General features: G+C 46.1%; 16 protein-coding genes. 6 read left to right on the top strand and 10 right to left on the bottom strand.

Annotated features, from left to right (window positions below):
• The first annotated feature begins 105 nt into the window (after positions 1–105).
• Positions 106–987, top strand: a complete 882-nt coding sequence (locus tag GC096_RS29765; protein WP_171635372.1) for a LysR family transcriptional regulator — start codon at positions 106–108, stop codon at positions 985–987.
• Positions 988–1,181: 194 nt separating this feature from the next.
• Here GC096_RS29765 and pyrE read toward each other — a convergent pair whose 3' ends face one another.
• The 7 genes from pyrE to pyrR all read right to left on the bottom strand — a co-directional run bounded on the left by pyrE (position 1,182) and on the right by pyrR (position 10,034).
• Entirely contained in the window at positions 1,182–1,823 is a 642-nt protein-coding gene (gene pyrE / locus GC096_RS29760) for an orotate phosphoribosyltransferase (RefSeq protein WP_216626292.1), read from the bottom strand.
• Positions 1,824–1,872: 49 nt separating this feature from the next.
• Positions 1,873–2,604 carry an orotidine-5'-phosphate decarboxylase gene (gene pyrF / locus GC096_RS29755; RefSeq protein WP_171635371.1) on the bottom strand — a complete coding sequence of 244 codons (732 nt, stop codon included), beginning with the start codon at positions 2,602–2,604 and terminating at the stop codon, positions 1,873–1,875.
• 15 nt (positions 2,605–2,619) lie between these two features.
• Positions 2,620–5,829, bottom strand: a complete 3,210-nt coding sequence (gene carB / locus GC096_RS29750; RefSeq protein ID WP_171635368.1) for a carbamoyl-phosphate synthase large subunit — start codon at positions 5,827–5,829, stop codon at positions 2,620–2,622.
• Positions 5,816–6,988, bottom strand: a complete 1,173-nt coding sequence (gene carA, locus GC096_RS29745) for a glutamine-hydrolyzing carbamoyl-phosphate synthase small subunit (protein WP_171635362.1) — start codon at positions 6,986–6,988, stop codon at positions 5,816–5,818. The genes carB and carA overlap by 14 nt, the downstream gene beginning before the upstream one ends.
• 184 nt (positions 6,989–7,172) lie before the next feature.
• Positions 7,173–8,456, bottom strand: coding sequence for a dihydroorotase (gene pyrC, locus GC096_RS29740; protein WP_171635356.1), 1,284 nt, complete (start codon positions 8,454–8,456; stop codon positions 7,173–7,175).
• Between the two features lie 124 nt (positions 8,457–8,580).
• On the bottom strand, positions 8,581–9,480 hold the full coding sequence (locus GC096_RS29735) for an aspartate carbamoyltransferase catalytic subunit (protein WP_171635355.1): 900 nt from the start codon (positions 9,478–9,480) through the stop codon (positions 8,581–8,583).
• A 5-nt stretch (positions 9,481–9,485) separates the two neighbouring features.
• Positions 9,486–10,034 carry a bifunctional pyr operon transcriptional regulator/uracil phosphoribosyltransferase PyrR gene (gene pyrR / locus GC096_RS29730; RefSeq protein WP_171635353.1) on the bottom strand — a complete coding sequence of 183 codons (549 nt, stop codon included), beginning with the start codon at positions 10,032–10,034 and terminating at the stop codon, positions 9,486–9,488.
• Positions 10,035–10,442: 408 nt separating this feature from the next.
• Between pyrR and GC096_RS29725 the strand changes: the two genes are divergently transcribed.
• The 4 genes from GC096_RS29725 (at position 10,443) to GC096_RS29710 (ending at position 15,973) form a co-directional block, all read left to right on the top strand.
• The gene (locus GC096_RS29725; RefSeq protein WP_171635351.1) at positions 10,443–12,167 is read left to right on the top strand and encodes an ABC transporter ATP-binding protein; all 1,725 of its coding nucleotides are present in this window, start codon (positions 10,443–10,445) and stop codon (positions 12,165–12,167) included.
• Positions 12,164–14,041, top strand: coding sequence for an ABC transporter ATP-binding protein (locus GC096_RS29720; RefSeq protein ID WP_171635350.1), 1,878 nt, complete (start codon positions 12,164–12,166; stop codon positions 14,039–14,041). Before GC096_RS29725 ends, GC096_RS29720 begins: the two co-directional genes overlap by 4 nt.
• 72 nt (positions 14,042–14,113) lie before the next feature.
• The gene (gene dapD / locus GC096_RS29715) at positions 14,114–14,824 is read left to right on the top strand and encodes a 2,3,4,5-tetrahydropyridine-2,6-dicarboxylate N-acetyltransferase (protein WP_171635348.1); all 711 of its coding nucleotides are present in this window, start codon (positions 14,114–14,116) and stop codon (positions 14,822–14,824) included.
• A gap of 27 nt (positions 14,825–14,851) precedes the next feature.
• Positions 14,852–15,973: an N-acetyldiaminopimelate deacetylase gene (locus tag GC096_RS29710; RefSeq protein ID WP_171635346.1), complete on the top strand. Its 1,122-nt coding sequence runs from the start codon at positions 14,852–14,854 to the stop codon at positions 15,971–15,973.
• Between the two features lie 805 nt (positions 15,974–16,778).
• Here the strand turns inward: GC096_RS29710 and GC096_RS29705 are convergent.
• The 3 genes from GC096_RS29705 to lspA are packed head-to-tail and all read right to left on the bottom strand — an operon-like array spanning position 16,779 to position 19,411.
• The gene (locus GC096_RS29705) at positions 16,779–17,933 is read right to left on the bottom strand and encodes an aminotransferase A (protein WP_171636179.1); all 1,155 of its coding nucleotides are present in this window, start codon (positions 17,931–17,933) and stop codon (positions 16,779–16,781) included.
• 34 nt (positions 17,934–17,967) lie between these two features.
• Positions 17,968–18,918 (bottom strand): RluA family pseudouridine synthase, encoded by a 951-nt coding sequence (locus GC096_RS29700; RefSeq protein ID WP_171635344.1) that lies wholly within the window; start codon positions 18,916–18,918, stop codon positions 17,968–17,970.
• The gene (gene lspA / locus GC096_RS29695; RefSeq protein WP_171636177.1) at positions 18,893–19,411 is read right to left on the bottom strand and encodes a signal peptidase II; all 519 of its coding nucleotides are present in this window, start codon (positions 19,409–19,411) and stop codon (positions 18,893–18,895) included. The genes GC096_RS29700 and lspA overlap by 26 nt, the downstream gene beginning before the upstream one ends.
• A gap of 139 nt (positions 19,412–19,550) precedes the next feature.
• Between lspA and GC096_RS29690 the strand changes: the two genes are divergently transcribed.
• On the top strand, positions 19,551–20,288 hold the full coding sequence (locus GC096_RS29690; protein ID WP_171635343.1) for a TraR/DksA C4-type zinc finger protein: 738 nt from the start codon (positions 19,551–19,553) through the stop codon (positions 20,286–20,288).
• Positions 20,289–20,340: the final 52 nt, after the last annotated feature.

Raw genomic sequence — 20,340 nt, 5'->3', positions numbered from 1 at the left:
TCTCGTTTGTTTGTACATTTACTTTAGCATGGAACTCTTCATCACAGTTAGCTATAATAAATGATAGAACTCATCAAAAATATTGATAATAAAGAGAGGCTATATATGGATCTGACGTATTTCCGCACCTTTCGGGAGGTTGCCCGTAGGAAAAGCTTCACGCGTGCTGCAGAAGAACTAGGCTATGCACAATCGAGTATTACGATGCAAATTCAAAAGTTGGAACGTGAATATGGTGTCCCTTTATTTGAAAGGTATGGCCGACAATTACGTCTGACACCACCTGGAGAAAGCTTACTTGAGATAACCCAACAATTGTTGGAACTCTATGATCAATCCAAGGAAATGATAGCCAATCAAATTAGTGGAACGTTGACCATCGGGACCATTAACTCGTTAGCTGCCTATTATCTGCCACCTTTTTTACATAAACATAAACAGCTGTATCCTGGGTTAAATATTCAGCTTTTCCCTGACAGCGAAGCCTCCATTCTCACCAAGGTCAAAGAAGGAGATTATGATATTGGACTACTATTAGATCAGTATCCGGCAGATCCCTCTCTCGCTTGTACAAGTGTCCGTGAAGAACAACTCGTCTTCGTTGCACCCATAGATCACCATCTAACGCAACAAGACGATATACAGCTTGCTGACCTGGGGAACACGGAATTTATCGTCACCGAAGAAGGATGTATCTATCGAGGGAAATTTGAAAGGTTACTTAAAGACAATGCCGTCGCCTTACAAATCGGTTTCGAGTTAGGCAATGTTGAGGCCATCAAACAATGTGTGATGAGCGGCTTAGGCATCGCCTTGTTACCTCGGATCACGGTAGCGAATGAGCTGGCAATCGGCAAGCTTGCACAGCTTCCTTTTACACATAACCAACTTTCCATGGACTTACAGTTAGTGCTGCATCCCAAAAAATGGATGTCCCAACCCTTACAAGCATTTATTCAATTGTTGACTAACCAACCCGCGGAATGAAAAAAGAAGCTCACCTTTGCGAAAAGGTAGAGCTTCTTCGAATTGTAAGTCAAGTTCAAGAGTTGCACCCCAGTGTGGCGCCGATCGAACGGTAACCTGCATGGCATACGCAATATCTTGTTGTCTGTTGCAAGACCATTTTAGTATAGAGGAATCCTACACCGTTCGTCAAATCTCGTCACAGAAGTCATCAATTATACGCCGTAAGCGGATGGATTAACTCTCCATGAACGTAGAAGTTCCATATCTGATTGTTGGATCTTCCCTTTTTCCAAAGCTACCTCAAGCAAGGTTGAGTAGTTAGAAAGTGTGTAAAGTGGCATTTCTGCCGCCGCGAATGCGTCTGTTGCTTTATCCAGCTGATAAGAGAAAATCGCTAGTACGCCAAGCGCTTCTGCTCCTGCATCTTTCACAGCAACCGCCGCTTTCAGCGAGCTTCCACCTGTGGAAATCAAGTCTTCGATGACGATGACTTTTTGGCCTGGTTTCACTGTACCTTCAATCAGGTTCTCTTTGCCATGCCCTTTCGCTTTATCGCGAATGTAGATCATCGGAAGACCTAGCTTCTGAGCTACCCATGCTGCATGAGGGATTCCAGCTGTTGCTGTTCCTGCCACAACCTCAGCTTGAGGGAATTTCTCCTTGATCAAGGCCACGAAGCCATCAGCAATCGCATCACGGATCGCAGGGTGTGACATGGTCAAACGATTATCGCAATAAATTGGAGATTTCAGTCCTGATGTCCATGTAAAAGGCTGCTGTGGACGAAGAGCCACGGCTTCAATATCTAATAACGACGCTGCAATATGCTGTGCGATTGTTTCGAGTTTACTCATACGCTCACCGTTCCTTTCAAAGTTAGATCGATTATAGTGAACCTACAACCTATACGATTGAATCGATAATCGCTTCAATCGCTGCTCTTGGGTCTGCTGCGCCCGTGATCGGTCGCCCGATTACGACATAGTCCGTCCCTTGCGCGAACGCCTCAGCGGGCGTCATAATGCGCGACTGGTCGCCGATGTCGGCTCCCGCCGGGCGGATGCCTGGCGTCACGGTGACGAAGCCGTCACCGCACGCCGCCTTAATCGCTGTCACCTCAAGCGGTGACGCGACAACCCCGTTAAGCCCCGCGGCATGCGCCAAGCGGGCGTACCGAATGACGGCCTGCTCGGTTGTACCGGCAAGGCCGATCTCGTCATTCAGCACCTGCTGCGAGGTGCTGGTCAATTGCGTCACGCCGATGACAATCGGGCGTACTGATGACCCTAAAGCTAGCCCCTTGTCGACACCCTCCAAGGCAGCCTCCATCATGTACTTGCCTCCGGCTGCATGCACATTGAACACATCTACCCCAAGGCGCGTCACGCTCTCCGCGCCGCCCTTGACCGTGTTCGGAATGTCATGCATCTTCACGTCGAGGAACACCTTATAGCCGCGATCCTTCAGACTCGCGACAAAGGTAGGACCTGCAGCATAAAACAGCTGCATTCCTACCTTTACATAACACGGAATGCCTTCGAGCTGCTTAAGCAGCCCTTCAGCACTTTCCGCGTTCGCGTAGTCCAAGGCGACCATGATGCGTCCGGTAACATCGTTGCGAGTTAACGTACTCATGTTTGGCACCATCCTTTAGACATGTATTGGCATTGCACGTGAGGAGAAGTTGATAGCTTCAAGCATATTCACTAGCGCTCTTACAGTATCAAGCGATGTCATACATACTACACCGTTCTCTACTGCTTCACGACGAATGCGGAAGCCGTCACGCTCAGGCGTTTTGCCCTTAGTCAATGTGTTCACGACGAACTGAGCATCACCGCTGCGGATGAGGTCAAGAATGTTTGGTGAACCTTCACTAAGCTTGTTGACTGTTGTAACTGGAAGACCTGCTTGTGCAATTGCCTCGGCAGTTCCGCCTGTTGCAATGATTTTGTAACCTAGGCGATAGAAGCCTTTCAAAATTTCAATCGCTTCGTCTTTATCTTTATCCGCTACGGTGACCACGACGGAACCTGCAGCAGGGATCTTCATACCAGCACCGATGAGACCTTTGTACAGGGCTTTTGCAAAATTCACATCACGACCCATAACCTCACCTGTGGACTTCATTTCAGGTCCGAGTGTTGTGTCTACACGGCGTAGTTTCGCGAAGGAGAACACTGGCACTTTGACAGAAACGTATTTATCTTCTGGCCATAGACCACCTTGATAACCCATATCTGCAAGTGTTTGCCCCATGATGACACGTGTCGCCACATTCGCCATTGGGATGTTGGTCACTTTGCTTAAGAAAGGTACTGTTCTGGAAGAACGCGGGTTAACCTCGATCACATACACTTGATCGTTATGAATAACGAACTGGATGTTTACTAGACCAATTACGTTCAACTCTAAGGCGATTTTCGTCGTGATATCGATAATTTGTTGTTTGATCTCTTCAGAGATGGATTGTGGCGGATACACAGCGATCGAGTCACCGGAGTGAACCCCTGCGCGTTCCACGTGTTCCATGATGCCTGGGATCAGAACCGTTTCTCTATCACAGATCGCGTCAACCTCTACTTCTTTACCAAGCATGTAACGGTCGATTAGAACCGGATGCTCAGGGTTGATTTTCACTGCATATTCCATGTAGCTAAGCAACTCTTCATCGGAGTAGACGATTTCCATCGCGCGTCCACCAAGTACATAGGAAGGACGAACGATAACCGGATAGCCGAATTTCGCAGCTGTACCAACCGCTTGATCGACGGATGTTACTGTACCGCCTGGAGGTTGAGCTACTGAAATTTTGCTAAGCAAAGCTTCGAATTTCTTGCGATCTTCCGCTGTATCGATACTTTCTAGGTCAGAACCTAGGATACGTACGCCAGCTTTGTGTAACGGTGCTGCCAAGTTGATCGCTGTTTGTCCACCGAACTGAACGATAACGCCGATTGGTTGTTCACGCTCAATTACATTCATAACATCTTCGAAGAACAATGGCTCGAAGTACAAGCGATCTGATGTGTTAAAGTCTGTTGAAACTGTTTCTGGGTTATTGTTGATAATAACCGCTTCGTAACCAGCTGCTTGAATCGCCCATACCGCATGAACTGTGGAGTAGTCGAACTCGATCCCTTGACCGATACGAATTGGACCTGATCCAAGAACAACAACTTTCTCTTTCGTTGTTTCAGTTACTTCATCTTCTTGCTCATATGTGGAGTAGTAGTACGGAGTGGAAGCTTCGAATTCAGCCGCACATGTATCTACCATTTTGTATACGGGCTTAATGTTGTTTTGCAAACGGAATGTTCTAACGTCCGCTTCTTTCGTGAAGGTCGAGCAGCCTGCCAATGTACGAATTTCCGCAACTGCACGGTCTGTGAAGCCTTTACGCTTAATTTCGAAAATAAGTTCAGCTGTCAAATCCTTCGCTGCAATTTCCTTTTCATACGCGATAAGTCCACTTAATTTGTTCAAGAACCACCAGTCAATTTTCGTCAAATTTTGCAGTGTTTCCACGGTGTAGCCTCTGCGGAACGCTTCTGCTAGCAAGAAGATACGCTCGTCGTCTGGTTTTACCAAACGCAGTTCTAATGTTTCAGTATCTAGTAAATCCGTTTCTTTCAAGAACAAGCGGTGAACACCGATTTCTAGGGAACGGATTGCTTTATGAATGGACTCTTCGAACGTACGGCCAATCGCCATAACTTCGCCAGTCGCTTTCATTTGTGTTCCTAGCTTACGGTTAGCTGCTGTAAATTTATCAAACGGCCAGCGTGGAATTTTGGAAACGATGTAATCCAGTGCTGGTTCGAAGCAAGCATACGTTTGACCTGTAACTGGGTTAACCAATTCATCCAGTGTGTAACCAATCGCAATTTTTGCTGCCATTTTCGCAATCGGATAACCAGTTGCTTTGGAAGCAAGTGCTGAAGAGCGACTTACACGCGGGTTAACTTCAATCACATAATATTGGAAGCTATGAGGGTCTAGCGCGTATTGAACGTTGCATCCGCCTTCGATGTTCAGGGCACGAATGATTTTCAAGGATGCGGAACGCAGCATTTGGTACTCACGATCCGACAACGTTTGGCTTGGTGCTACTACGATACTGTCGCCTGTATGTACACCAACTGGATCAAAGTTCTCCATGTTACACACAACGATACAGTTGTCGTTCGCATCACGCATAACTTCGTACTCGACTTCTTTCATACCCGCGATGCTGCGCTCTACGAGACACTGACCGATTGGGCTGTAACGAATTCCGGAAGCAACGATTTCCGTCAACTCTTCCATCGTGTTACAGATACCGCCGCCTGTTCCGCCTAGTGTGTACGCAGGACGAATGATGATCGGGAAGCCGATTTCATTAGCAAAATCAACCGCTTGAGCCACTGTAGTTACGATAACGCTATCTGGTACTGGTTGCTCGAGTTCTCTCATCAAGTCTCTGAAAAGGTCACGATCTTCCGCTTTCTCAATCGCTGTAAGCTGTGTTCCTAGAAGCTTCACGTTCTCGCTCTCTAGAACGCCTGCACGAGCAAGTTCAACCGCCATGTTCAGACCCGTTTGTCCACCTAGTGTTGGAAGCAATCCATCTGGACGCTCTTGACGAATGATTTGTGTAACGAATTCAAGCGTGATCGGCTCGATGTATACTTTGTCAGCCATGTTCGTATCTGTCATGATCGTAGCTGGGTTGCTGTTGATCAGGATAACTTCCATGCCTTCTTCTTTCAATGCTTGGCAAGCTTGCGTACCAGCGTAGTCGAACTCCGCCGCTTGACCAATAACGATCGGTCCGGAACCGATAACGAGAATCTTTTTGAGTGTATTATTTTTTGGCATATTGCAGTTCCTCCTTCACAGATGTCGATGCCGTGGAAGCATTCCACTGAGCAAGCATTTGCGCTTGGCGCGGCTGCTGTGGGTTATCTAGTTTGTGCTGACGAATCAGCGAGATGAAATCATCGAACAGGTAGCTGGAGTCGAATGGTCCAGGTGCTGCCTCTGGGTGATATTGAACCGAGAATGCTGGGTATTGCTTGTGGCGTAAGCCTTCGATCGTGCGATCGTTATTGTTAATGTGCGTCACTTCAAGGTTCGTTCCTTGGACGGAATCTTCCTTAACGGTGTAGCCATGGTTTTGCGATGTAATGTAACAACGTCCGGAGATTAGATCTTTAACCGGGTGGTTACCGCCGCGATGACCGAATTTCAATTTATCCGTATCCGCGCCGCAAGCCAGTGCGAACAATTGGTGGCCTAAGCAAATTCCGAACAGTGGAATGTCGCCGAGCAAACCTTTGATCATTTCTACTGCGTGTGGAACATCCTTCGGATCCCCAGGGCCGTTAGAAAGCAATACACCGTCTGGTGCCAAACGACGAATTTGTTCAGCAGTTGCATTTTGTGGAACAACCACAACATCGCAATCGCGTTTGCTAAGGTCACGGATGATACCGCTTTTTGCACCGAAGTCAACAAGTACAATGCGTTCTTTGTGTCCAGGAGCACCGAAAACGCTTTTCGTGGAAACACGGGAAACTTGATCCGTCATAAGCGGCGTGTTTTTAAGAGTTGCCATCAATTCTTCAACGGATTTATTGGACGTTGTGATGATGCTTTTCATTACGCCGTAGTGACGAATTTTACGAGTCAACATGCGTGTGTCGATGCCGCTGATCCCAACGATGCCGTATTCTTTCAACAGGCTGCCAAGTGTATACTGAGCTCTCCAGTTACTTGGGATTTCTTCATGCTCACGCACAACGAAACCATGGATGAATGGACGCACGGACTCGAAGTCATCGCGAATCACACCGTAGTTCCCTTGTAGCGGATACGTCATCGTTACGATTTGTCCACAGTATGAAGGATCCGAAAGTACCTCTTGATAACCTGTAATCCCTGTATTGAATACAACCTCGCCGACGGATTCACCTTCACTACCGAACGATTTTCCTGTAAAAAGAGTGCCGTCTTCCAGCAACAATCTTGCCTGCATGTTCTTTCAACTCCTTCGCTATTGTCAGGCGGTTCTCACGAACCGCAGATGTCATGCTTACCATGTAATGATTCAAGGACTTGCATAAAAATTAATCTTTCTGTATAAATATACACGATTTTAGTTCAATCGTATAGATGCTTATCGTGATTTAGGCTTTAAATCGTAGCCTATTCCGAACATTTTATGAATAAACAACTTTACCGGAAGCAATCGTAACAACTGGCCAGCCTTGCAGCTCCCAACCGATGAATGGAGTGTTCTTGCTGCGGGAAACAATCTCTTCTTTCACAACAGCTTTCGTTGTATCTAGATCAACGATTGTAATGTCTGCCGCGCTGCCCACTTCTAAAGTTCCGTATGGAAGACCGAATACGTCAGCAGGCTTTTTGGTCATGCGATCCACTAGGAAGCCCAGTGTCCATTTGCCTGTAAGTACAAATTTCGTATACAGCAAGGAGAATGCTGTTTCGAAACCAAGGATTCCGAATGGTGCCATCATCATGCCTTTGGCTTTCTCTTCTTCCGTATGCGGCGCATGGTCCGTTACGATGATGTCGATCGTGCCATCTTCTAACGCTTCGATGACAGCCTGTACATCACGCGGTGTACGTAGCGGCGGATTCATCTTCCAGTTCGCGTCCATCCCTGGAATGTCTTCTTCAGAAAGAAGCAGATGATGCGGACACACTTCAGCAGTAACCTTGATGCCGAACTGTTTGGCATGACGGATCAAGCGAACGGATTGCTCTGTACTGACGTGACATACGTGGTAGTGTACCCCAGTTGCTTCCGCTAGCAATACATCGCGGCCAACATGAATCGCTTCGGATTCGTTCGGGATACCTTTCAGACCATGCTTTGTTGCGAAAGTGCCTTCATTTACCGGCGCTCCTACAACCAATGTGTCATCTTCACAGTGTGCGATGATTGGCATACCGAGTGATGCGGCAAGCGCCATTGCATCCTTCATCATTTGCGCGCTTTGAACGCCAACGCCATCGTCCGTGTACCCGATTACGCCCGCTTCTTTCAACGCTGCGAAGTCCGTTAGTTCACGACCAAGCTCGTTCTTCGTGATCGTTCCGTAAGGAATGACGCGCACAACACCTTCTGTTGCTGCTTTGTCTAATATGTAATTTACCGTATCTACGGTATCAATAACCGGTCTTGTATTTGGCATGCAAGCAATTGTTGTAAAACCGCCTCTTGCCGCAGAACGTGTTCCCGTTGCAATGTTTTCTTTATGTTCGAAGCCAGGCTCTCTCAAATGCACATGCATATCAATGAAACCAGGTGATACAAGCTTGCCAGCAGCGTCAATGACTTCATGACCCGCTGTTTGTGGTACTTCACCATTAGAAGCATCAACGACCTGTGCAATTTTATCATTTTCGACTAAAACATGTTTCTTCGTTTGTACATTATTCGCATCAACGGTAAGTCCGTTTAGAATCCAAATTCCCATTGTGATATTGTCCTCCTAGTATTCGTTTGGGGTCCCCGTAAAGTAATTGGAATCAACTTCAGAGCTTAGCTTCACTTTGTGGGGATTTATAGGGATCTTTGATCGGAGATCAAAGTCTCTCCTTTTATGATAAAGCTCGTTCGATGACGGCCATACGAATCGGCACACCATGAGCAATTTGTGTAAAGATCTTAGACTTCTCATGTTCCACGAGTTCATCATCTAGCTCCACATTGCGATTTACTGGAGCTGGATGCATGATGATCGCATGAGGCGCCATGCGGCTTGCACGCTCTACCGTTAATCCGTATTGTTCGCGGTATTCTTCAGCTGATTTGATAAGCCCTGTGTCGTGACGTTCCAGCTGTACACGAAGCATCATGACGACGTCGGCTTTCAAAGCTTCTTCGAAGTTGACATAAGGAGCGAACTCGGCTAGCTCAGGAGCCTGCATACTCGCAGGAGCACAGAACTGCACTTTGGCTCCAAGGGCGATCAGCCCCCAGAGGTTCGAACGAGCCACGCGGCTATGTAGAATGTCTCCGATGATGGAGACTGTCAAACCTTTGATTGCGCCGAATTGCTTGCGCATTGTATAGAAATCAAGCAGCGCTTGCGTTGGATGCTCGTTATTGCCGTCCCCCGCGTTGATGAGCGGGATTTTGATTTTCTCTGCTAGCTCTTGCAGCACACCATTCGGCTTCAGTCGAATCACACCAGCATCAATCCCCATGGATTCTAGCGTGCGAACTGTGTCGTAGATGGACTCGCCTTTTTGCACACTGGATTCAGCTGAAGAGAAGTTCAGCACATCTGCACCAAGACGTTTTTGCGCTAGTTCGAAGGAGAAGCGAGTTCTTGTACTATTTTCAAAAAATAAGTTGGAAACGAATTTCCCATGGAGTTGGTTATTTACTTTGCTAGGGCTTTGTTCCCAGTAGGCTGCACGATCCAGAATGCTTGTGATCTCCTCTGCACTTACGCCTTTTAGTCCCAAGAAATGTCTAGTTGTTGTTGTGCTCATGCTACTCACTCCTGTTTCCCCCTCTGGATAATAACTTCATCTTTGTCATCAATTTCCGTTAACATCACTTCAATGCTCTCACTCTTGGACGTCGGTACATTCTTGCCCACATAATCAGGTCGTATGGGAAGCTCACGATGCCCTCTGTCCACAAGTACAGCAAGTTGAATCATTTGCGGTCGGCCTAAATCAATTAGCGCATCCATCGCGGCTCTTACCGTTCTGCCGGTATACAGCACATCATCGAACAGGATGATTTTGCGATCTTGGATTTGCATTTTGCCGCCTTCTTGCACGTTCTCCACCGATCTGACTTTCACGCGATCATCGCGATAAGAAGTTATATCGATCTCTCCCACCGGAATCGGTACGCCTTCAATTTCTAGAATCCGTTCTGCTACTCGCTTCGCTAAGTAAATGCCTCGGGTCCGAATACCAATCAAGGTACAATTCTCTACACCTTTATTCTTTTCCAGTATCTCGTGTGCAATCCGCGTAAGTGCTCTACGAATTCCCATCTCATCAATAATGGTGTGTTCGGCGGTCTCATTCATCGTTTTCGCCTCCTGGCTAAACTATCTAAGTCAGCATTCACATACGTATTCTGGTGGTAAAACCAAAAAACTCCTTGCCCAATTCTTGGCAAGGAGTTTACGAGTGCATAAAGAGATAGAGCGGGGCTGCAGGATGCGCACACCCTTAAGCTTGCTGAATTCTCGACTCAGCATTACCCGACTTTTCTTATCGTTTTACCTTGCCAGCCTCTCTGGACTGTTTTTAAAGGCACATATGTAATTAAAAGAATTATGCCACTTTCGACAGGATAAGTCAATGTTTTTTTGGCATCATACATAGATCATTCCTTGGGCAAGTCTTGGAGCATGTGTTATAATTTACATATAAATCTATCTTTATTTCCTATTATTTAGTATCGTTGTGGCCAAAAGGTTAAGGAGGAAACTATGTTCAAATTGTTTAGGTATTTGAAGCCTTATCGAGTTTCAGTGGTTGTCATCATTACATTGATGCTTCTGCAATCACTAGCTCAACTGTATCTGCCGACTCTCCTCTCTGACATTGTGGATGTCGGTGTGGTAAAAGGTGATGTCGGTTATATTCTGCGATTTGGAGCTTATATGTTGCTCGTCGCAATGGGCGGCATGGCCTGTGTCATGGTGGCGAGTTATCTGCTTGCCAAGACAGCAACAGGCTTCGGGAGAGATTTGCGGCGCAAGCTTTTTTCCCATGTCGAGAGTTTTTCCCTCAATGAATTTGATAAGCTTGGTACGTCTTCTCTCATTACTAGAACGACTAATGATATCGCGCAAGTTCAACAGTTGGTTGTCATGATGCGGATGTTCATTGGGGCACCAACCATGCTCATTGGCGGTGTTATCATGGCAACGTACAAAGATGCGCATCTTGCCCTTGTTTTGATTGCAGTGATCCCAATTTTAGTACTTGTCATTGTTTTTATTATGCGTAAGGGAATTCCGTTATTCAAAACACAGCAAATCAAAATTGACGGCATCAACCTTGCTTTGCGGGAGCATTTAACAGGTATTCGTGTCATTCGCGCATTTAACCGCTCAAACCATGAGAAACTTAAATTTGAACGTGCCAGCCAAGATTTCACGCAGACTGCAATCAAAGTAAACACCATCATGGCTACAATGATGCCTGTTATGATGCTTGTGTTCAATCTCGGTATGATTGTGATTTTATGGTATGGCGGCATTCGCATTGATAATAGTCAAATGCAAGTTGGAGATCTCATGGCCTTCATTCAATATGCGATGCAAATTATGTTCAGCATGTTTATGATGACGATGATCTTCATGATGATTCCTCGGGCATCCGCTTCTGCGGTTCGTATTAATGAAGTGTTGGCAATCGAATCCGTCGTACATAATGCCAAGAACGCTGTAACCCTGAAAGAGGACCAAGTCACGGTACATTTTAATCATGTAACCTTCAGTTACCCCGGTGCAGAACAACCAGCGATCGAAGATATTACCTTCAGCGCTAGACCTGGCGAAGTTACAGCTATCATTGGAGGAACAGGTTCAGGCAAAACAACGCTTATTAACTTACTCCTTCGGTTTTATGATGTCGGATCAGGTTCCATCACATTGAACGATCAACCGCTTCCTTCTCTGACGCTTGAAAGTGTACGTGAACAAATCGGTTATGTCCCACAAAAAGCCGTTCTCTTCTCCGGCACAGTAGCCGATAACCTCCGATTCGGAAATGATTTAGCGACAGATGAAGAGCTTGCTCGCGCAGCATCTACCGCACAAGCAGCCGATTTCATTGGCGGTATGAAAGACAACTTCCAGTCCGTACTTGCACAAGGCGGTACCAATCTTTCCGGTGGTCAAAAGCAGCGTCTTGCCATTAGCCGAGCACTGGCCCGCAAACCGAATATTTATATTTTCGACGACAGCTTCTCCGCCTTAGATTTCAAGACGGATGCAAAGCTACGCGCAGCGCTTAAATTAGAAACAGAACGTGCCACCATGTTGATCGTCGCCCAGCGTGTCAGCACCATTATGGACGCGAATCAAATCGTTGTTTTGGATGAGGGTAAAATCGCTGGCATCGGCACGCATCAGGAACTGATGAAAACGTGTGAGGTCTATCAAGAAATTGTTGCTTCTCAGCTATCAGAGGAGGAAAGTGCATGAGTGACAAACCGAAAGAACCACAGCGCCCCCCAGGCGGCATGAATCCGGGCTTTATGGGCCGAGGCGGTATGGGCATGGGGATGCCTGTTCAGAAGGCGAAGGATTTCAAGGGTACTTTGAAAAGACTATTAGCGTATATGCAGCCTTTTCGCGTCTCCATCTCATTTGTTCTCATTGCCGCTATCCTAAGCACACTGTTTAGTATTATTAGCCCGAAACTGATGGGTAACGCCGTTACTAAGCTCGCAGAAGGCTCCATGGGCAAACTCAAAGGCATTGCAGGCGCGAAAATCGATTTCGATGCGATTCTCAGAATCGTTCTTATTCTTGCCGTGTTATATGTCGTGAGTTCCATTTTAATGTATATCCAGCAGCGAATCATGGTGAAAGTAACTCAGCGAATTGTCTTCAACTTACGCAGAGATGTTAGCGAAAAGCTGACGCGCGTTCCTTTGTCTTTCTTTGATGCAAGAAGCCACGGGGACACGATGAGCCGAGCTACGAATGACGTGGATACGATCAGCTCGACCATGCAGCAAAGCTTAACGCAGCTCATCACTTCCGTTGTCACATTGCTCGGAACTATCATTATGATGCTAACGATCAGCCCTCTGCTCACCTTAGCGACGATCGTTACGCTTCCGCTGAGCATCTGGGGAACGAAGATGATCGCTAGCCGTTCCCAGCAATATTTTAAAGGACAGCAGCGAACCCTTGGCGAGCTCAACGGACATGTCGAAGAAATGTATACAGGACATACGATTGTGAAGGCTTTTGGCAAAGAACAGCAATCTGTTGATAAGTTCAATGAAATTAATGAGCGGTTGTATCATACCGGCTGGAAAGCCCAATTTATTTCGGGACTTATCTTTCCAGTCATGTCCTTCATCGGCAATATTGGCTATGTGCTCGTCAGCGTTATTGGCGGCGTTATGGTGACGCACAATGCGATTAAAATTGGAGATGTCCTGGCTTTCATCCAATATTCCGGACAGTTCACCATGCCGATTACCCAAGTGGCGAATATCGCCAACGTCATTCAGTCCACGATTGCAGCGGCTGAGCGCATTTTTGAATTATTAGATGAACCCGAAGAAGTCCTTGAGAAGAAAGACTCGCAAAAAGTTCAAGAAGTCCATGGTCATGTACAGTTTGAAGATGTCGCTTTCTCATACAAAGCAGATACGCCATTAATTACGAATATGAATATCGATGTCAAACCAGGACAAACTGTTGCCATTGTTGGACCTACAGGAGCTGGCAAAACAACGATCGTCAATCTCCTGATGCGCTTCTATGAATTGCAAAACGGACGCATTTCCATCGATGGTGTTGATTCACGCAATATGACTCGTAGTGACCTCCGCGGGCTGTTCGGTATGGTACTGCAAGATACGTGGCTCTTCAATGGCACAATCCGTGACAATATCGCCTATGGGCGGGTTGGTGCGACTGAGGAGGATATTGTTGACGCGGCGCGCGCTGCCTATGCGGATCATTTCATCCGAACACTTCCTGATGGGTATGATACGATTTTGAATGAAGAAGCGTCCAATTTATCCCATGGTCAAAAGCAATTGCTTACGATTGCCCGTGCGATCCTAGCTGATCCGGCCATCTTGATTCTAGATGAAGCAACGAGCAGTGTAGATACGCGGACGGAAGTTTCTATCCAACGTGCGATGAATAATTTGATGGCCGATCGTACAAGTTTCGTCATTGCTCATCGTCTGTCTACCATTCGTGAAGCTGATCTGATTCTTGTCATGAATCAAGGAACCGTCATCGAGCAAGGCACGCATGAGGAGCTTCTGGAGCAGCATGGTTTCTACGCGGAGCTCTATAACAGTCAATTCACACAAGAAGCTGTATGAAACAGGTTGGCTCTCACGCCTCCTTTCTGCTAATATAGGAGAGTCAATCATAAATTTGAAGGAGATGTCACCATGTCTGAAATGAATACCCTAGAAATTATCCAATTTATTAAAGAAAGCAAAAAGAAAACTCCGGTGAAAGTATATGTAAAAGGAAACCTGGAAGGCCTTGAGTTCGGCGAAGGCAGCCAATCCTTCATTACTGGCGGCAGCGGCGTTGTTTTCGGTGAGTGGAGCGTGCTTCAACCGATTCTAGAAGCTAATAAAGATAAAATTGTTGATTTCGTTGTTGAAAACGATCGTCGTAACTCTGCTATTCCTATGCTAGATTTGAAACACATCAATGCTCGCATCGAGCCAGGCGCAGTTATTCGCGATAAAGTACATATCGGCGATAACGCAATTATCATGATGGGTGCGCTTATCAACATCGGTGCTTCCGTTGGTGACGGTACAATGATCGATATGAACGCAGTTCTAGGCGGTCGTGCACAAGTAGGTAAAATGTGTCACATCGGCGCAGGCGCAGTTGTCGCTGGCGTTATCGAGCCACCTTCTGCTCAACCTTGTGTGATCGAAGATGACGTTCTTGTTGGCGCTAACGCGGTTATTCTTGAAGGTGTACGAATCGGTAAAGGTTCCGTTGTAGCAGCTGGAGCAATCGTAACGCAAGATGTTGAAGAGTATACAGTTGTTGCAGGTGCACCTGCTCGCGTTATCAAGAAAGTTGATGACAAAACTAAATCCAAAACCGAAATTCTAGCAGACCTACGTACCCTATAAGGTGAACTAGATCTGGAGGAAATCGTTATGCTTAGCCCTTTTGTAGAGCTGCGACGTCAGTTGCATCAAATCCCGGAGCCAGGATTTCAAGAGTTTAAAACGCAGCAGCTTCTTCTTGAGCAATTGGCCAAGCTGCCGCAGGATCGACTATCGATCCGCACATGGCGTACGGGCATTCTGGTCTATATCAAAGGCTTAAACCCGAGCAAGCGGTTTGGTTATCGCGCAGATATGGACGGGCTTCCGATCACGGAAGAGACGACGTTGCCCTTCCCCTCTCAGCATCCAGGCTATATGCATGCGTGTGGGCATGATTTTCACATGTCTATCGGCATGGGGGTTGTGACACACTTCACGGCGAATCCTATGCAGGATGATCTTGTTGTGTTGTTCCAACCGGCTGAAGAAGGTCCTGGCGGTGCGTTACCGATGCTAGCTGCCGAGGAATTGCAAGATTGGATGCCCGACCAGATGGTTGCGCTCCATATTGCGCCAGAGTATCCTGTCGGCACAATCGCTGTCCGGCCTGAAATCTTGTTTGCCAACACATCGGAGTTGTTCATTGATCTGCTTGGCAAAGGTGGCCATGCGGCCTACCCGCATCAAGCGAATGATATGATCATCGCGGCAACGCAAATGGTCGGACAGCTTCAAACCATCGTGTCCCGAAACGTGAATCCACTGGATTCCGCTGTGATCACGATTGGCAAAATGGAAGCTGGAACGAAGCAGAATATAATCGCGGAGAAGGCTCGCTTAGAGGGTACGATTCGCACCTTATCTGCTGCTTCCATGAACAAGATCAAAGGGCGCATCGAAGCGGTTGCCGCGGGCATTGAAGCTTCCTTCGAATGCCAAGTCACGATTGACTGGGGCTCGAATTACCGTCAAGTGTATAATGATCCAGCATTAACCGTGGAATTCATGGACTGGCTTCGTGGACGTGATAACGTTACGTTGTTCGAATGTACAGAAGCCATGACTGGCGAAGACTTTGGTTACTTCTTGGAGAAAATCCCTGGCTTTATGTTCTGGTTAGGTGTGGATACACCACATGGCCTGCATAATGCCAAACTTGATCCCGATGAGCGCGCCATAGATGTAGCTATCGATACGATTACGGCATACTTGCGATATAAATCTAGCTAAAATGAATAAGCCTCTCGATCAACCAAATTTATATTTGGTTGGTCGAGAGGCTTTTTGTTTTCCCTCTACTTCCCCACTCCATCTTCTCTCCTGTCCATTTACTACTAACTCAGCTATCTAAATTTACTTCAACAGCTCTCACTCTGTCTCAGCACCCAACTTTTCTCCACTTTTTCACACTCATTACTCCACCCCAATTCCCACAATCACACTATTTCTACTATTTCTAATACTTCTACTACTTCTACTATTTCTACTACTTCTACTACCTTCTATTACTTCTACTTTCTTTCATCTCTATTCCCACTACCTTAGTGTTTCTACGTTCCCTCCACCTCATTTCCCACAAGTACACCATTCCTACTCCTCCAGCTCAATCCACCTAATTATCAACCCCAACTTTCAGCCGCAACAAACCAATTAACTGGATTATATGTAGCTATTTTTGGAAAAACACCCTCAAAAACACAAATAACTGGATTTCATGTTGCTAATTGTGCTCATTTTACTTTTAACTAGCCAATCATTTGAAATTAGCTGTAGATTTTCCATCTAATCATAAATCCGGGTCTAAAACGAGGAAATTAACTGTATATTTTCCATTTATTGATGAACAATTAGGTGGTCAGAGGTGTATCATTTTTATTTTGTTCGGGGTTCGGGGTTCGGGTTGGGGTCCGATGTTCTGAGTTATGATTTTCGGGGCTGCCCAGGGTTCGTGGAGCTTGCACTTAGGAGGCAGCAGCAGCTAAGGGTCCCTCAAATTCCAAAAAAAAACCACCGCTGCTACCAGCGATGGTCCCTTCTACAACTTGCTTACAAACCGTTGAAGTCTATCCAACGATTGCTCCAGCACATCCTGTGCATAGGCGTATGAAATCCGGATGTAGCCTTCCCCGTAGGAAGTGAAAGCATCTCCCGGAACAACAGCAACATGCTCTTCATGCAGCAGCCTCATAGCAAATTCCTGCGAGGATAAGCCAAACTTCGCAATGGACGGGAACAAATAGAACGCACCATCCGGCTTTTCCAGCTCAATTCCCATTGCGATCAAACGATCGTAGACATAATCTCGGCGGGCTACGTATGCTTCACGCATCGGGAGTGCATCGTCAATCCCTACCGTCAAAGCCTCCAAGGCGGCATACTGGCTCACAGAGCTAGCACAAGTCACATTATACTGGTGAACCTTCACCATATGTGCTGTGAGGTACGCAGGAGCCATTGTAAACCCTACACGCCAGCCTGTCATAGCATGAGATTTGGACAAGCCGTTAATGACGATTGTCTTTTCACGCAACTTGCCGACTGTCGCAATGGAACGATGCTGAACGCCATACACCAACTCGCTATAGATTTCATCGGATAAAATAAAGAGCTCGCGATCTGCCAATAATTCGGCCAAATCAGCAATTTCCTTCTCCGTGAGCACCTGACCTGTTGGGTTTGACGGATAACATAGAATGACACAACGTGTTTTTTCTGTCAGGTAGGGTGCCAATAGCTCAGCAGTTAATTTCAAACCATTCTCTCTAGTATCCACATAGACAGGCACGCCGCCTGCCAAGTGAATTAAAGGCTCATATCCAGGATAAATCGGAGCTGGAATGATGACCTCTGCGCCTGGTGTCAAAATCGTTCGCAACGTGATATCAACCGCTTGACTAGCACCTGCTGTGACGATAATCTCATCCGCCGCGCGATACTCCTGGCCATACTTGACTTTCACAAAGTTAGAAACAGCTTCTCTAAGTTCGATTAATCCAGGGTTTTGCGTATAGACCGTTTTGTTTTGTTCCAAAGCTCTTTGTCCCGCTTCGATAATATGCCGCGGCGTAGGGAAATCAGGCTGCCCGATCGTTAAGGTCAAAGCTCCAGGAATCGTGCTGACTAGATTCGAAATTTTACGAATACCTGATATTTGAATATCTTTTACTTGAGGGTTAATCAAATGCTCCAACATGAGTAGCTCTCCTCTCTCCATTGAACAAGAACTATGTTGTCCGTATCGTTGATATTAGGTTCTCCATATCAGGAGGAATTGGCGCTTCGAACTGCATCCATTCCCCTGTTCGTGGATGTGTAAAACCTAGAATAGCCGCATGTAAGGCTTGACCGTCCATCAACATGCCTTTGCTTTTGCCATACATCGGATCCCCAACTAACGGATGGCCAATGAATTTCATGTGCACGCGAATTTGGTGCGTACGCCCCGTTTCCAGCTTTAACTCAACTAAAGTAAAGTCACCAAACCGTTCGATAACGACGAAGTGCGTTACCGCTGTTTTGCTATTTTTCTCCGTAACGGTATACATCTTACGATCATGAGAATCGCGTCCAATCGGCGCATCGATCGTCCCTTGATCATGTTGAATATATCCGTGTACCAATGCAATGTATTTGCGATTAACCGTGTGTGCCTTCAATTGCTCAGCAAGGCTTGCGTGAGCCTTATCATTTTTGGCTGACATGATTAAGCCTGAGGTGTCCTTGTCAATTCGGTGCACAATACCTGGGCGAAGCTCACCATTAATGCCGGATAAGTCCTTGCAGTGGTACATTAACGCATTCACTAAAGTCCCTGAGTAATGTCCAGGCGCAGGATGAACAACGAGTCCACGCTGTTTGTTGATAACGATCACATCACTGTCCTCGTATACAACTGTCAGAGGAATGTTTTCAGCCAGCAACTCCACGCCTTGAGGCTCTGGAATCACTAACGCAATCACATCATGCAGAGACAATTTATAATTGGGCTTTACTGCTTTCCCATTTACCTTAACGTGACCATCTTTGACCCATTGTTGGACAAGTGTTCGAGAAATATCTTCTTCCAACGCTTCTGTAATAAATTTATCGATCCGTTCGTTGGCAAACTGATTTTCTACCGTCCATTCAATTGGCTCTTGAGTCACAGTCTCAGGTGAGGTCTGGTTTGTGTTCATGTGTTGCTCCTTTTTTATCTTTTCGTGAAGCTAGAATCGATTCAATGAAGATCAGGATAACCCCGACAACGATGCATGAATCCGCTACATTGAAAATTGGGAAGATATAATCGACTTCCTTGCCAAAGAAGTTAAAATCAAAGGTAAACTGGAAGAAATCCACAACTTCTGCGAACAAAGCACGGTCTACGAAATTACCGAATGCTCCTCCAAAAAGTAAACACAATGCGAACGGAAGTAACACTTTGCCTTCACGAATAGTACGCTGCATATACCAAACAATACCACACAGCACAAGTATAGTGACAATGATGAAAAACCAACGTTGATTTTGTAAAATACCGAAGGCTGCACCACGGTTACGATGGGATGTAATCATGAAAAAATCCCCAATAACAGGACGCTCTTCGCCGAGCGGAACTTTTTTCACAATGATCCATTTCGTAACTTGATCAAGAATAAATGCAAGAAGTGCATACAGGTAATATTTCAAATATTTCATTTAAGAGTACCTCCTACATTGTGAAAAGCTTGTACATTCCTATTTTTCAAGGAATTACCTCACTAAAAAAAGCGGTCTATCGGCATCATAAACGGTATGAATGAGCTGTTAGAAGGGAGATGTATGACCTATGAGCCATTTAACCGAAGAGCAATTACAATCCTTATATGTACAACTGTTGGAGGAAAAGGTTGCACTAGAAAAGCATTTCGCTTCAAATGATCAATTTGGACTCGCAAATTCATTCTCAGATTCCATAGGCGAGCTCTCCATGTATGATAATCATCCCGGTGATATCGGGTCCGAAGTTTTTGAACGAGCGAAAGACATTTCGCTTAATGAACACGCAGAGATGCATTTACAACAAGTCAATGAAGCTTTAGCTCGTATGGAAAGTGGCGATTATGGCGTTTGCATTTTTAGCCATCAACCCATACCATATGAACGCCTACAAGCCATTCCTACAACTTTATACAGCATAGAACATGTACCTGATCCCGACCAATCGTTCCGACGCCCTGTTGAAGAGCAGGTTCTTTATCCGCCGTTCGGGCGTACGAGCTTCGATGAGAAAAACAACGAAACAGAATTTGATGGTGAAGATGCCTGGCAAATCGTTGAAAGCTGGGGCACTTCAAATACCCCCGCTTTCGCAGAAAGCAACCAAGTAGAAAGCTACAATGACATGTACATTGAAGCCGACGAGTTGGAAGGCTATGTAGAGTCATTCGAAAGCTTTGTAGCCACTGATCTCTATGGTGAACATGTTACCATTGTACGAAGTAAAGCTTATAACGAGTATATGCACAGCGATGAAGGCGATCCTTTTCTTGAACCCGAAAGAACTGCCGATTTAGACGATGAATAAAGACAAGAAATGACTCTGATTAAAAACAGGACAAACGAGCTTCGCATGTCGC

This window comes from Paenibacillus plantarum (genome assembly GCF_013141695.1).
GTDB lineage: Bacteria > Bacillota > Bacilli > Paenibacillales > NBRC-103111 > Paenibacillus_E > Paenibacillus_E plantarum.
This window is presented reverse-complemented; position numbering and strand designations above follow the sequence as displayed.

Excerpts from the sequence above, each read along its gene's own strand:
- GC096_RS29765 (WP_171635372.1), top strand. The coding sequence starts at position 106 with ATGGATCTGACGTATTTCCGCACCTTTCGGGAGGTTGCCCGTAGGAAA.
- pyrE (WP_216626292.1), bottom strand. The coding sequence starts at position 1,823 with ATGAGTAAACTCGAAACAATCGCACAGCATATTGCAGCGTCGTTATTA.
- pyrF (WP_171635371.1), bottom strand. The coding sequence starts at position 2,604 with ATGAGTACGTTAACTCGCAACGATGTTACCGGACGCATCATGGTCGCC.
- carB (WP_171635368.1), bottom strand. The coding sequence starts at position 5,829 with ATGCCAAAAAATAATACACTCAAAAAGATTCTCGTTATCGGTTCCGGA.
- carA (WP_171635362.1), bottom strand. The coding sequence starts at position 6,988 with ATGCAGGCAAGATTGTTGCTGGAAGACGGCACTCTTTTTACAGGAAAA.
- pyrC (WP_171635356.1), bottom strand. The coding sequence starts at position 8,456 with ATGGGAATTTGGATTCTAAACGGACTTACCGTTGATGCGAATAATGTA.
- GC096_RS29735 (WP_171635355.1), bottom strand. The coding sequence starts at position 9,480 with ATGAGCACAACAACAACTAGACATTTCTTGGGACTAAAAGGCGTAAGT.
- pyrR (WP_171635353.1), bottom strand. The coding sequence starts at position 10,034 with ATGAATGAGACCGCCGAACACACCATTATTGATGAGATGGGAATTCGT.
- GC096_RS29725 (WP_171635351.1), top strand. The coding sequence starts at position 10,443 with ATGTTCAAATTGTTTAGGTATTTGAAGCCTTATCGAGTTTCAGTGGTT.
- GC096_RS29720 (WP_171635350.1), top strand. The coding sequence starts at position 12,164 with ATGAGTGACAAACCGAAAGAACCACAGCGCCCCCCAGGCGGCATGAAT.
- dapD (WP_171635348.1), top strand. The coding sequence starts at position 14,114 with ATGTCTGAAATGAATACCCTAGAAATTATCCAATTTATTAAAGAAAGC.
- GC096_RS29710 (WP_171635346.1), top strand. The coding sequence starts at position 14,852 with ATGCTTAGCCCTTTTGTAGAGCTGCGACGTCAGTTGCATCAAATCCCG.
- GC096_RS29700 (WP_171635344.1), bottom strand. The coding sequence starts at position 18,918 with ATGAACACAAACCAGACCTCACCTGAGACTGTGACTCAAGAGCCAATT.
- GC096_RS29690 (WP_171635343.1), top strand. The coding sequence starts at position 19,551 with ATGAGCCATTTAACCGAAGAGCAATTACAATCCTTATATGTACAACTG.